Annotated in this window: 10 protein-coding genes and 1 pseudogene; 7 read left to right on the forward strand and 4 right to left on the reverse strand. The window is 58.0% G+C overall.

Annotation, left to right across the window (positions count from 1 at the left end):
• The 3 genes and pseudogenes from CJF39_RS13035 to CJF39_RS13050 form a co-directional block, all read right to left on the reverse strand.
• A pseudogene (locus CJF39_RS13035) lies at positions 1-353 on the reverse strand (ribonucleotide-diphosphate reductase subunit beta); the annotation flags it as partial.
• A gap of 504 nt (positions 354-857) precedes the next feature.
• The gene (locus tag CJF39_RS13045) at positions 858-1,076 is read right to left on the reverse strand and encodes a heme utilization protein (protein WP_094993797.1); all 219 of its coding nucleotides are present in this window, start codon (positions 1,074-1,076) and stop codon (positions 858-860) included.
• Positions 1,077-1,191: 115 nt separating this feature from the next.
• Positions 1,192-1,455, reverse strand: coding sequence for a DUF2790 domain-containing protein (locus CJF39_RS13050; protein ID WP_094993798.1), 264 nt, complete (start codon positions 1,453-1,455; stop codon positions 1,192-1,194).
• Positions 1,456-1,873: 418 nt separating this feature from the next.
• On the opposite strand from CJF39_RS13050, the gene acs reads away from it, so the two are divergent.
• The 7 genes from acs (at position 1,874) to argR (ending at position 9,603) form a co-directional block, all read left to right on the forward strand.
• Entirely contained in the window at positions 1,874-3,829 is a 1,956-nt protein-coding gene (gene acs / locus CJF39_RS13060) for an acetate--CoA ligase (RefSeq protein WP_094993800.1), read from the forward strand.
• A gap of 507 nt (positions 3,830-4,336) precedes the next feature.
• Entirely contained in the window at positions 4,337-5,119 is a 783-nt protein-coding gene (locus CJF39_RS13065; RefSeq protein ID WP_094993801.1) for an ABC transporter substrate-binding protein, read from the forward strand.
• A 90-nt stretch (positions 5,120-5,209) separates the two neighbouring features.
• Positions 5,210-5,899: an ABC transporter permease gene (locus tag CJF39_RS13070; RefSeq protein WP_094993802.1), complete on the forward strand. Its 690-nt coding sequence runs from the start codon at positions 5,210-5,212 to the stop codon at positions 5,897-5,899.
• Positions 5,896-6,594, forward strand: coding sequence for an ABC transporter permease (locus tag CJF39_RS13075; RefSeq protein ID WP_094993803.1), 699 nt, complete (start codon positions 5,896-5,898; stop codon positions 6,592-6,594). Before CJF39_RS13070 ends, CJF39_RS13075 begins: the two co-directional genes overlap by 4 nt.
• Positions 6,595-6,597: 3 nt before the next feature.
• The gene (locus CJF39_RS13080; RefSeq protein ID WP_094993804.1) at positions 6,598-7,710 is read left to right on the forward strand and encodes a succinylglutamate desuccinylase/aspartoacylase family protein; all 1,113 of its coding nucleotides are present in this window, start codon (positions 6,598-6,600) and stop codon (positions 7,708-7,710) included.
• 23 nt (positions 7,711-7,733) lie between these two features.
• Positions 7,734-8,498, forward strand: coding sequence for an ABC transporter ATP-binding protein (locus CJF39_RS13085; protein WP_094993805.1), 765 nt, complete (start codon positions 7,734-7,736; stop codon positions 8,496-8,498).
• 124 nt (positions 8,499-8,622) lie between these two features.
• Complete coding sequence (gene argR, locus CJF39_RS13090) at positions 8,623-9,603, forward strand: transcriptional regulator ArgR (protein WP_094993806.1); 981 nt, start codon at positions 8,623-8,625, stop codon at positions 9,601-9,603.
• 3 nt (positions 9,604-9,606) lie between these two features.
• Here argR and CJF39_RS13095 read toward each other — a convergent pair whose 3' ends face one another.
• Positions 9,607-13,740: a leucine-rich repeat domain-containing protein gene (locus CJF39_RS13095; RefSeq protein ID WP_094993807.1), complete on the reverse strand. Its 4,134-nt coding sequence runs from the start codon at positions 13,738-13,740 to the stop codon at positions 9,607-9,609.
• Between the last annotated feature and the right edge of the window lie 92 nt (positions 13,741-13,832).

Raw genomic sequence — 13,832 nt, forward strand, 5'->3', positions numbered from 1 at the left:
CAGTGGTTTGCGCAGCCGTCGAGGTACTTCTGCCAGGCCCAGTCGTACTTGAACGGCACGAGCTGGTTAAGGTCGGCGCGGCAGTTGATCATCATCTTTTCATCAACGGCGACACGGGCGCTGGCGCCTTCGAGTTCGGCCAGACCTTCAGCGATGTCGAGGTTGTCCAGGGCTGCCTTGGCACGCTTGATAGCCTCGGAGTCAGTGGCCGTGACAGCGCGAGCTTCTAGCGCCGCAACGCCGCCGGCGGTGTCCAGGCGGTCCATGTTGGCTTCGGTTGCGTGACCGGCATTGGCGCCTTTGACGGCGACTTCGCCTTCATCTTCTTTATCGAATTCGTCCCAGCTCAGCATGACGTGTCGTCTCCTGCGTGAGGGCCTGACGCCCGTGTGATAACGCTTAATAGTTGGGTTGTCACACGGCCATTGGCCGTTTGGATCTAAGGAATGTTGCTTGCAGCAGCGGTAAGCGCACGCAAAAACATGAATGTATTCGTAGGGTTGGCCCGCTGTCGCTGAGGGGATGCAGTGGTTTGTGCATCGCAGCCTGGCCTTGGGCCGGAGCAGCGTGGGTTTATAACCCGTGAAGGGGATATATCAAGCCCTTTTGACGGCGGCAGTATACGGGTTTTGTACAGGGTATTTCAGCCAGTTTTTTTTTGCGGATGCGACGAAATGCCCTGATTTTCAGGTGGACTTGGGCGAGGCTGCGGCTGGGCGAGGGTTTGACTGGGCGGATTTTTTTTGCGTGGGGCCTGGCGAGGAGCGCGCGAGGTGCGCAGCGGTGGGGAGGGGGCAGGCATTTCCCATTCGGGGGACTAAGCCCGGTTAAAACCGGGCGTTAAGTCACTCGCGGTATCAGCTCAAGCGATGACCATTGGTGCGGTCATAACCATCTTCGGCAAATGAAGCCGAGCGGGTGTTGTCGTAGCCGTCTTCGGCAAAGGAGGCCGAGCGAGTGTTGTCATAGCCGTCTTCAACGAAAGTTGCTGAATGAGTGCGGTCATAACCATCTGCTGCAAAGGCAGCACTTGCCAATACCGATAGACTAAAAGCCAATACCAGTGAGCGTTTCATTTACGCGTGTCCTGAGTTGTTACTGGCGGGTATTAACGCATCACCTGTAAACCTAGTGTGCTGTTAACGTTGCGCCCTGAATAAAGAAGTTGTCGTTTTAATTTAAAACAGCAAGTTAGCCGTTAGAGCAGCCATTACCCATAACGCGGTATTCCAGGGTGTGCTGCATGCCGTGGGAGTCTTCGTAAACCATCTGTGCCGGTACGACTTCGCAAACGTTGGGCACTTCAGTCATTGAGATAACTTTGGCAATGTCCAGTTCGGAAGAGTAGGAATAGTGTTCAACGGCAGGTTGCGGGTTGGAAACCGGGGTGTTTGATGTATCGGCCATGGCGGTTAAACACACACTGCTGAGGGCCAGAACTAACAACGCTTTCATTTCAGGGGTACCTGTTTTTGGTCGAGTGGGGTCACGTAGCCCTTATGAGGCCACGTGTGAAACTTAAAAAGTTAAGTGCGACTAAGCGTGCCTTCGTGGGGGCTGTAACGTGTGTTAATCGCGGTGCCTTGGTTGGCGAGAGGAATTTTATGCCTGCACCGGGCCTGCATATAGAGGGCGTTTTGATAAAGACTGTTGACAGATTCTGCAACAATCGCCGAAAACAGGGCGTCAAGGGCGCTTCGCGGCACGTCGTTTTGCAGGGTGAGGGGCTGTAAGTACCGAGCTTGAGCCTTCTGCCTATAAATGACGCTTTTCAGGCTGGTTTCTTACTACCAACGTCGAATGGAACTCACGCGGTGGCCCGGCTACAACAGGGTCATAAAACAACAACTACAAAAAAATTGAGGTGTGGAACATGAGTGCAGCTTCCCTGTATCCCGTACGCCCCGAGGTCGCAGCTAACACGTTGACCGATGAGGCGACGTACAAGGCGATGTACCAGCAATCTGTCGTCAATCCGGATGGTTTCTGGCGCGAGCAGGCCAAGCGTCTCGACTGGATCAAGCCTTTTACTACGGTCAAGCAGACCTCTTTCGACGATCACCATGTCGATATCAAATGGTTTGCCGACGGCACCCTCAACGTGTCTTACAACTGCCTGGATCGACACCTTGCCGAGCGTGGCGATCAAGTGGCGATTATCTGGGAGGGCGATGACCCTTCCGAGCAACGCAACATTACCTACCGTGAATTGCACGAAGAAGTGTGCAAACTGGCGAACGCCTTGCGCGGTCAGGACGTGCACCGTGGCGACGTGGTCACGATCTACATGCCGATGGTGCCCGAGGCGGTCGTTGCCATGCTGGCTTGTACCCGCATCGGCGCGATTCACTCGGTTGTGTTTGGCGGCTTCTCACCTGAAGCGCTTGCCGGTCGTATCATCGACTGTAAATCCAAAGTGGTCATTACCGCCGACGAAGGTATTCGCGGCGGCAAGCGCACGGCCCTCAAGGCCAATGTCGACGAAGCGCTGACCAATCCTGACACCTCCAGTGTGCAAAAGATCATCGTGTTCAAGCGTACTGGCGGTGATATTGCCTGGTACAAACACCGTGACATCTGGTACCACGACCTGATGGCTGTCGCCTCAACGCACTGCGCGCCAAAAGAGATGGGTGCAGAAGAAGCGTTGTTCATCCTTTATACCTCCGGTTCCACCGGCAAACCCAAGGGCGTACAGCACACCACCGGTGGCTATCTGCTGTATGCGGCCCTGACCCATGAGCGTGTGTTCGATTACCGTCCGGGCGAGGTGTACTGGTGCACGGCCGACGTGGGCTGGGTCACCGGTCATACCTATATTGTCTACGGGCCGCTGGCCAACGGTGCCACCACGGTGCTGTTTGAAGGGGTGCCGAATTACCCGGACATTACCCGCGTATCGAAAATCATCGACAAGCACAAGGTCAACATCCTCTACACCGCGCCGACAGCTATTCGCGCGATGATGGCCGAAGGTCAGGCAGCTGTTAAGGATGCAGACGGCTCCAGTCTGCGTTTGCTGGGCTCGGTGGGCGAGCCGATCAACCCGGAAGCCTGGAACTGGTACTACACGACTGTCGGCAAAGAGCGCTGCCCGATCGTTGACACTTGGTGGCAGACCGAAACCGGTGCCTGTCTGATGAGCCCGTTGCCGGGTGCGCATGCGCTCAAGCCGGGGTCGGCTGCACGGCCATTCTTTGGTGTCGTGCCAGCGTTGGTGGATAACCTGGGCAACATCCTGGAAGGCGCTACCGAAGGCAACCTGGTGATCCTCGATTCATGGCCGGGTCAGTCGCGCACCTTGTACGGCGATCACGACCGCTTTGTGGACACCTACTTCAAGACGTTCCGTGGCATGTATTTCACCGGTGACGGAGCGCGCCGCGATGAAGACGGCTATTACTGGATCACCGGTCGCGTGGATGACGTACTCAACGTCTCAGGGCACCGCATGGGCACCGCGGAAATTGAAAGCGCGATGGTTGCGCACCCTAAAGTGGCCGAAGCGGCTGTTGTGGGCGTGCCCCACGACATCAAGGGGCAGGGCATTTATGTGTATGTCACGTTGAATGGCGGGGAAGAGCCGTCCGAAGCGTTGCGCCAGGAGTTGAAGAATTGGGTGCGCAAGGAGATCGGTCCTATCGCTTCGCCGGATGTCATTCAGTGGGCGCCGGGCCTGCCGAAAACCCGCTCGGGCAAAATCATGCGTCGCATTCTGCGTAAGATCGCCACGGGTGAGTACGACGGGCTGGGGGATATCTCGACGCTTGCAGATCCGGGCGTGGTGCAGCATTTGATTGAAACCCACAAAGGCATGAAGGTCGCGTAACGCGTGGCCGCATCGTAAAAGCCCCGCCTGGCACAGTCAGGCGGGGCTTTTTGTTTTGTACAGGCGAGAAGCCTGTGTAAGGTGTTACCGCTGATGTAACCGGGCGCACGGAAACGGGGCTTTGCGAAACGAAGAGCACTGTTTTGGCGCAGCTTTTGCGGGCCAAATAAATTAGATGAAACGCTGCACTTGCCGGAATAGAAGGCTTTGCGAATAATAGGCCCGCTATTTGCAACTCATATAGGTTCTGCACCTTTTGCTCTTGCATGATTTTGAAGAGCTGTCAATGCCTGGAGTCGCCTTTCTCGGTGCATTTGTAATTAGTTGTCGCATTGAAGAAATAACGGCTTGAAGCCTGTCGTTAGAATGCCGATCACTCGCTCGTCGTTGTTGTGCTGACCTCAGCACAACGCCAGTAGGACGTGGCGCCGCATTCCCGGTTTAACCTCCGCATATTGGGCTCAGGCTCACTCTGCATTTTTTGCCCTTTACCGATGGAGTCCTAAGATGAAGAAACTCGTGCTTCTTGGCGCCCTGGCACTGTCTGTGCTGTCCCTGCAGGCTTTTGCTGATGAAAAACCTCTGAAAATTGGTATTGAAGCTGCTTACCCTCCGTTTGCCTCCAAGGCACCGGATGGCAGCATTGTCGGCTTTGACTACGACATCGGTAACGCCCTGTGCGAAGAGATGAAGGTCAAGTGCGTTTGGGTTGAGCAAGAGTTCGATGGGCTGATCCCTGCGCTGAAAGTGCGCAAGATCGACGCCATCCTGTCCTCGATGTCCATCACCGAAGATCGCCAAAAATCCGTTGACTTCACCCAGCGTTACTACCTCACTCCAGCACGCCTGGTGATGAAGGAAGGCACTGCCGTCAGCGACAGCCTGGATGAACTCAAAGGCAAGAAAATCGGTGTGCAACGTGGTTCGATCCACGACCGCTTTGCCAAGGAAGTGCTGGCGCCTAAAGGGGCCACTGTTGTTCCTTACGGTTCGCAGAACGAAATCTACCTGGACGTACAAGCCGGTCGCCTGGATGGCACCGTTGCCGACGCCACCCTGCTGCAAGACGGTTTCCTGAAAACCGACGCAGGTAAAGGTTACGCGTTCGTAGGCCCGCAATTTACCGACGTCAAATACTTTGGTGACGGCGTAGGCATCGCGGTACGCAAGGGCGATGCGTTGAAAGGCAAGATCAACAAGGCCATCGCCGGTATCCGTGAAAACGGCAAGTACAAGCAGATCCAGGACAAATATTTCGACTTCGATATTTACGGCGCCGACGCGCAGTAAGTCATCGCAGCACCCTGTCCGAAATGGCGCAAGCAACAGGAATTCTGAAGTTTGCGCCATTTTTTCATCCAAATTTTGAGGACCTGAATCATGTTGAAAGGCTACGGGGCTGTCATCCTCGATGGCGCTTGGTTGACGCTTCAGCTCGCCTTGTCGTCCATGGCCCTGGCCATTGTTCTAGGTCTGATCGGTGTTTCTTTGCGCCTGTCGCCGGTGCGCTGGCTGGCCTGGTTGGGCGATTTGTATTCCACAGTCATTCGCGGCATTCCCGATCTGGTGCTGATCCTGCTGATTTTCTACGGTGGTCAGGACTTGCTGAACCGCGTCGCGCCCCTGCTGGGCTATGACGACTACATCGATTTGAACCCGTTGGCGGCCGGTATCGGCACCTTGGGTTTTATCTTTGGCGCGTATTTGTCCGAAACGTTTCGGGGTGCCTTCATGGCCATTCCCAAAGGACAGGCGGAAGCGGGGATGGCGTATGGGATGAGCGGTTTTCAAGTATTTTTCCGGGTGTTGGTGCCGCAGATGATTCGCCTCGCGATTCCGGGCTTTACCAACAACTGGCTGGTGTTAACCAAAGCCACGGCCCTGATCTCGGTGGTCGGGTTGCAAGACATGATGTTCAAGGCCAAGCAGGCGGCAGATGCCACGCGCGAACCTTTCACCTTCTTTCTGGCCGTCGCGGCGATGTACCTGGTGTTGACCAGCGTATCGCTGCTGGCGTTGCGACAACTTGAGAAACGCTACTCGGTAGGCGTTAAGGCGGCTGATCTATGATCTTCGACTACAACGTCATTTGGGACAGCATGCCGCTGTACCTTAATGGCCTGCTGGAAACCCTCAAGTTACTGGGTATTTCACTGTTCTTCGGCTTGTTGGTGGCAGTGCCACTGGGGTTGATGCGCGTCTCCAAGCAGCCGCTGGTCAACTTTCCGGCCTGGCTCTACACCTATGTGATTCGCGGCACGCCGATGCTGGTGCAACTGTTCCTGATCTACTACGGGCTGGCTCAGTTCGAGACCGTTCGTGAGAGCTTTATGTGGCCGTTGCTGTCCAGTGCAACCTTCTGCGCCTGTTTGGCGTTTGCCATCAACACCAGCGCTTACACCGCCGAAATCATCGCCGGTAGTCTCAAGGCCACACCCCACGGCGAAATCGAAGCGGCCAAGGCGATGGGCATGTCGCGCGGCAAAATGTACCGCCGCATTCTGTTGCCGTCTGCCATGCGCCGGGCGCTGCCGCAGTACAGCAACGAAGTCATCATGATGTTGCAGACCACCAGTCTGGCGTCCATCGTCACCCTGATCGACATTACGGGCGCCGCGCGTACCGTGAATGCGCAGTACTATTTGCCGTTCGAGGCCTACATCACCGCCGGTGTTTTCTACTTGTGCCTGACGTTCATTCTGGTGCGCCTGTTCAAAATGGCCGAGCGCCGCTGGTTGGGCTACATGGCCCCGCGCAAGGCCTGACCCATGGAACGTATCGATCATCCATTGCCCTGGAGCAGCCTGGGCACCGAGCGTCATCTGTCGGTGTTTCGTTTTGGCGCGGGAGAGCGCAAGGCCTACATTCAGGCCAGCTTGCATGCGGACGAGTTGCCTGGCATGCGCTGCGCCTGGGAGCTGAAAAAGCGCTTGAGTGCACTGGAAGCTCAAGGGCTGTTGAACGGCGTGATCGAACTGGTACCCGTGGCCAATCCGCTCGGGCTCGGGCAATTGCTGCAAGGCAATCACCAGGGGCGTTTTGAGTGCGGCAGCGGCAAGAACTTCAACCGCGACTTTGTCGAGCTGAGTGCGCCGGTGGCTGCACGGCTTGAAGGGCGCCTCGGGGATGACCCGCGAGCGAATGTTCACCTGATCCGTCAGGCCATGCGCGACGTGTTAGCTGAATTGCCAGCTGCCACCACTCAGTTGCAAGGCATGCAGCGTGTGCTCCTGAATCACGCCTGCGATGCCGACGTGGTGCTCGACCTGCATTGCGATGCCGAAGCGGCCTTGCACATGTACGCCTTGCCCCAGCATTGGCCGCAGTGGCGCTCGCTGGCCGCGCACCTGAATGTGCGTGTTGGTTTGCTGGCTGAAGACTCGGGCGGTAGCTCTTTTGACGAGGCGTGTTCCTTGCCCTGGTTGCGTTTGCAGCGTCACTTTGGCGACGCGCAAATTCCGCTGGCCTGCATGGCCACCACTGTGGAGCTGGGCGGGCAGGCAGACACCGGTCGTGAGGAGGCGCAGCGCTATGCCGAAGGGGTTCTGGCGTTTCTCGCCGAGCAGGGGCTGATCGGCGGGCAATGGCCGGCTGCGCAACATGAAGCATGTGAAGGCATGCCTTTCGAGGGGACTGAGTTGTTGTTTGCACCGCACCCCGGTGTGGTGAGTTTTTTACGTCCGGCGGGCGCCTGGGTTGAAGTGGGCGAGCCGCTGTTCGAAGTGATTGATCCTTTATCCGACCGGGTGAGTACGGTATGCGCAGGTACGGCCGGTGTGCTGTTTGCCGTTGAGCGCCTGCGCTATGCGCAACCCGGTTTCTGGCTGGCCAAAGTGGCGGGGCGCGAGCCTCTGCGCCACGGGCGCTTGCTCAACGACTGACTGTTTCTGTGAGAACCGACAGCATGTACAAACTTGAAGTCCAAGACCTGCATAAACGCTACGGCAGTCACGAAGTGCTCAAAGGCGTTTCGCTGGCCGCCAAAGCAGGCGATGTGATCAGCATCATCGGTTCCAGCGGTTCCGGTAAAAGTACCTTTTTGCGTTGCATCAACCTGCTTGAGCAGCCGCACGCGGGCAAAATCTTGCTCAATGGCGAAGAGCTGAAGTTGATCGCCAACAAGGACGGCGGCCTCAAAGCCGCGGATCCCAAGCAGCTGCAACGCATGCGTTCGCGCCTGTCGATGGTGTTTCAGCATTTCAACCTGTGGTCGCACATGACTGCGCTGGAAAACATCATGGAAGCGCCTGTGCATGTGCTGGGCATGTCCAAAATCGAGGCGCGGGAAAAAGCCGAGCATTACCTCAACAAGGTCGGTGTTTCTCATCGCAAGGATGCTTACCCGGGCCATATGTCCGGCGGTGAGCAGCAGCGTGTGGCGATTGCCCGGGCGCTGGCCATGGAGCCGGAAGTCATGTTGTTCGACGAACCGACGTCGGCCCTTGACCCCGAGCTGGTGGGTGATGTGTTGAAGGTCATGCAGGACCTCGCCCTTGAAGGCCGCACCATGGTGGTGGTAACGCACGAAATGGGCTTTGCCCGCGAAGTGTCGAACCAACTGGTGTTTCTGCACAAAGGGATCGTCGAAGAGCGCGGCGACCCGCGCGAAGTTCTGGTCAACCCGAAATGTGAACGTTTGCAGCAGTTTCTTTCAGGTAGCCTGAAGTAACTGCGATTTCAAGACTGCCGCTGTGCACCAAAATAGGTCATGCTCCGCACCGTGCGCGGCTGGCCTGGTTCAGTGTCTGGCGTATGTGGTTTCTCACTCTCGTTTTCGTTCCGGATAGCACGCTATGACCGCCCATCGAATTGGTTTCCTCATTTGGCCCAGCACCAAAGCCTTGACCCTGGCGCTGGCCGAAGAGGCGTTGCGTGTTGCCCAGCGCGTGCACCCGGAAGTCGTTTACGAGTTGCTGTTTCTACAAGCAGAACCCCCTGTAGAAGGCGAGTGGCGTTTGCCCGGTGAGCCGTGGGGCGGAAAGATTGAAGGCTGCCAGAAGCTGTTTTTGCTGGCCGATGAGCCGCCGCTTTCGGTGGCGCCGGCGCTGAGTACTGCCCTTAAGCAAGTGGTGCGGGCCGGGTGCGTGATTGGCGGGTTGTCGGCGGGTGTTTATCCGCTGGCGCAGTTGGGGTTGCTGGACGGCTATCGCGCAGCCGTGCACTGGCGTTGGCAGGATGATTTTGCCGAGCGCTTCCCCAAGGTGATTGCCACCAGTCACCTGTTTGACTGGGACCGCGACCGCCTAAGTGCCTGCGGCGGGATGTCGGTGCTGGATCTGTTGCTTGCTGTGCTGGCCCGCGACCACGGTGCCGAGCTGGCGGGGGCTGTGTCCGAAGAGCTGGTGGTGGAACGCATCCGTGAAGGCGGCGAACGCCAGCGCATTCCGTTGCAGAACCGTCTGGGTTCCAGTCACCCCAAGCTGACGCAAGCGGTGTTGCTGATGGAAGCCAATATTGAAGAACCCTTGACCACCGACGAAATCGCTCAGCATGTGTGCGTGTCCCGTCGGCAGTTGGAGCGGATCTTCAAGCAATACCTCAATCGCGTCCCAAGCCAGTACTACCTTGAGTTGCGCCTGAACAAGGCCCGGCAAATGCTGATGCAGACCAGCAAGTCGATCATCCAGATCGGTTTGTCGTGCGGCTTTTCGTCCGGGCCGCACTTCTCTAGCGCCTACCGCAATTTCTTTGGCGCCACACCGCGTGAAGATCGCAATCAACGCCGCAGCAGCAGCCCGTTTGAGTTGTCCTCTGCGCCCGCCGAGCGTGGTTGAGGGTCACTCTTCGATATCCGGCGCCTCCTCCGGGACGTCAACGTCCAGCTCGATGTTCATGTCCAGGCCTGTTTGAGCGAAATAGTCGCGAACGCGATTCAGGCTGGTCACTGACAGCGGATTGCCTTGCAGGTCGAGGCCTTGGGTGATGGAGGCGGGGGCCTCAAACAGCGCTTCGGGCAACTCAATAATCAGGTTTTCACTCAAATCAATCACCTCCAGCCCCGGCAGGTCCAGCACGGAAAGCGGGAACTCCGTCAGTTCGGTGTTGCTCAAGTGCAGGGTGTTCAAATTTGTCATGCTGCTGAAGTCGGGCGTGACATTGAGCGGGTTGTCATCCAGGTCGATGTACTCCAGACGCTCCATTCCCGCCAGCCTCTGGGCTGTCTCAGGGGTTAAGGTGATTGCGCTGCTTTCGAGGTGGATATCGGTGAGGTTGGGCATCGAAAAAATCGACTCGGGCAGCACGTCCAGCTCAAACCCTTGGAGTTGCAATACACGCACTCGCGGGAAGCGCTGAAGAAACTCATCCACCCCGGTCACAGGCCCGAAGCCTCGCAAGTAAAGAAACGTCACATGGCTGAAATCAGCGTTGACTGGCGGCATGCTGTCGACTATTAACCGTGTGAATGTCAGTTCAAAGCCATCACGTTCAGGGTCGGCATAGTGGTTGTCGAACGCTGTTTGATGACGCCAGCAACGCTCCAGTTCACGGCTGAATGCACGGCGGTCCTGAACATTGGCCACGCGCTGACTCGGTGGGAGTAACTCCCCTGTACGCTGATTCACCGCAGGTGCGTCAAGGGTCCAGGCTTCGAGGTCATCACGTAAGCCCTGCAACGCTTGCCCCAGATCGGTCAGTGCCTGATGGGCCTGAACCCGGTCTGTGGGCAGGCCCCGGATGATCCGTGCCCGCTCCCTGATATTCAGGCTGGGGTACAGCTCATACACCCGCTGGTCGAGCGGGTCGGGTGCGGAACCGGGGGCATCGGCGCCCAACAGGGGGTAGTCGCGGGCGGTTTGTGGCAGATTCGCGAGAGGGTCTATATCCAGCGCGGTGCGGGCGGGTTCAATCTGTGCGCTGACCCTGTGACGTGGCAGGAGGGGATGGTGGCGAACGGCACGTTTCAAATCACTCCCCTGACCGACATGCGGGAAGCCCAATTGATTGCGTTCGGCATCCGGCAACGCATGCAGCACCGCGGCATAGAGGTCGTCGGGGCCATGTAATTCCCGGTCTTCAGCATCCCGGGCGCTGTAGCGGTTTTCAGATTTGATCAATACCTTGCGTACAGCGGCCTGCTCATCCCCGAGGCTGTTAAGCAGAAGGCCGTCAAAGTGGTCCTGGCGAACCTCCAGGCGCAGCGCTTTTGACCAGCCGGGGAGGGATTCGATCGTGTTCAATATCAGCCATTCGGTCTGCGGGCTGGACGTGGAATCGAGGAATAACCCTTCGTAGGTGCGGTTGACGCGTGATTCATGCAGGAGCTGCAAGGCCTGGGTATGCAAGCGGGGCGCCAGGGTGCGTTGATTGAGCAGTTGCAGCAGTTCGTCACCCCGGGCATTCCAGATCAATGCCTGAGCCGCCGCTGTCGGCAGCTCGGGACAGGCCGCCTGCAACACGCGTATTTCGTCATTAGTGGCCGGTGACGCTGACGCATAGTGGGACTTGAATAACTCGACACGCTGGCGGCGAGCCAGTTCAGCCAAAAGGGTGCGCAACCGACTGATTTGAAGGGGCGTATCCGGCAGCGGATCACCAAACGCGGGGTCGATGGCCAGTAACGTTTTGGCATCTGGCTCATCCAGAGCCTGCAACACGTCCTCCAATAAATGGCCCTCACGCACCCGGCTGTGACGGACCTGCAGGCGCTCTGATGAACCGGAGGCCGGCGGGTAATCGGCCATCACTTCGCCGCTTTCACTGACGACCCTTAACCCTTTGGGCACATTCCACAGGTCGCGGTGGGTTAACAGCTGCAGTTGTGTCTGAGTGTGTGCCTGTTGCTGTACCAGCGGGTCCAGGCTTTCCATGTCGTCGATAAAGCCTTGGATTTCGCCCTCGATCACGAAGCGTGAAATGCTGTCAGCCAGTAAGGGGGGGGTGGGCAGAGCGTCCACATGAAGGCGGCGCAGCAGATCGGGCCCGGTGTCGGTGAGGGCCAGCAGGCGTGAGGCTTGGTCCGCCGGTAGCCTGGCGGCGGTCGGGCTCAGGCGTTGAAATAATGTCACGTCATCCCAGTACAGCGGCTGCTCGGTTTCTGCCGACCATGCGCCCGTACCGTTGTGCCGCAAGCGGGGCGAGTACGCCCGTGTGCGGGAGGGGTGTTTGATGCGCAAGCGCTGGGTGCGGGCTTCTTGTTCCACACGATAGGTGCGATCGTCCAGGGTTAAAAACTGGGCTTCTTCGTGCAGCTGCAAGCCGCTGTCGTTAACCGGCACATGCTCGGGTAACGGTGCGGTGTGGGCGTAGGGGGCGAGGTCCGGTTCCCACAGACGGCTTTCACCGGTGGGCAGGGTGACGGGTTTTAAGCGCGCAATAAACGGAGTGAGCGCGTCACCGGCAATTTTGCCGCCAATCGCCAATGCGCCTGCCTGGGTCAGGCTTGAAACCACATTAAACAGATGATCCCACGCTTCCAGGGTTTTGCCTTCGGTCCAGTCTTTGATGCCCTCATACGTGTCATCCAGAATTTGATAGGCCATTTGCAAGAGCATCAACTCCCCGAGACCCGGGACGAAAATGGCACCGACCATTTCGAGTCCATTGAGTGCCCATTCCCCGACTTTCTTCAAACGCGCCTGCCGGTCATGGCGCGTTTTCTGGTCTTCGGCGTCGGTGCTGACCGCAATCAGGGGCGCGTCGGCCAGCAGTTTGCGGCGCTTCTCCTCAAACAGGTACTCGTCGAAATCCTGAGGGATGTCGCTCAGGGTGTACTCCAGTACGGGGTGTTCAATCACGCGGGTGCGAATGTCGAGGGGGTAATCCTCGGGCCAGCCTTGTCCCTCGGGAAGGGAAGGCGGGTCTGCGGTGATGTGAAACAGAGCGCGTTTTAAATCAGCGAAAAACTCGCCCACATGCTGGTGGTCGATGAAGCGGCAGAAGTACTGCTGGTACAGGGGGGCGCGTAATTGGAGGGCGAGCTGGGCAACGAAGTCAGCCATTGAGGCGTAGCGTTTGAGCGGGTTCAGTGGATCATCCGGCACGTAAGCAATGATTTCGCTGTTGGCCGACGGCAAAACCCGATGAGCACTGAAAATCAGGACCCCGGTCAAGGTTTTGCCCAGCAAGGTCATGCTGTGCGGGTACAGCGGGGCCGGGCCGGCACGGGTCCAGCCCCGGACTTCGCCCAGGTCGTTGAGGGACGCCTGCTGGCTGGGGGTAATCTGGCCGTGCGCCTCTGCGCGATGGGCGCAGGCTGCCAGCGCGTTTTTTGCGTAGTCGCGTACAGCGGTTTTGAGCGCGAGCGCTTTGCGGCGATCCGTCAGGCCGAGCGCGTTGTCCAGATGCGCTTTGTACTGTCGGCCAATGTCCAGTTGGCGGCACAGTTGGATGAAGCCTGGCACGGGCAGTTGCCGGGTTAACCCATGCAGCACGTGAAATTGCCCGCTGGGGGTCGGTTTTGAAATGAAGCCCGAGTCCCCAGTATGTGCACCCGGCTCGCCCTCAAACGCTTCAAAATTATGCAGGGCAGCCCCCAGCATGGACGTGCGCCAGTTTTTGACGGCGCCGGTCGGGATGTTCAAGAGGGGCGTGGTCAGCGGGATATACAGGTTGATGAAGGTGGCCTTGAGGTCCAGTGCGGGGTCAATGGCGTACTGGCGTATTAGTGCCTCTCGCAGCAAAGAAGTGGCGAATGCCTCAATGTCCGTGAGCGTGTCGAGGTGTTGGCGAGTGGCGTGATGGGATTTCCAGTGCGCAACGTGGGCTTGGTTAAGGGCTGTTCGTTGTGCGTGAGGTAACTCGGGCGGCCAATGCGCGGGCGCGGGCTTGATCTGCCTGAGTGTTTGGCGCGCTGCCTCGGGGGCCTGCACCAGCCAGTCAGGCAGCGTACGTTCAATCAGTCGCTGGTGAGCCAGTACAGGTGCTGCGGTGGGGGTTGGAGGGGGGGAAGCGGCATTGATGGCATCAGGCATTGATTCACTCATTGATCAGCGGGTAAGAGCCCTAAAGATCGGCCCCGGTGTCACTGATAAAAAGCGCAAATACCTGCTTAAAGCCGCACCCA

Source organism: Pseudomonas lundensis (assembly GCF_002269125.1).
Lineage (GTDB): Bacteria > Pseudomonadota > Gammaproteobacteria > Pseudomonadales > Pseudomonadaceae > Aquipseudomonas > Aquipseudomonas lundensis_A.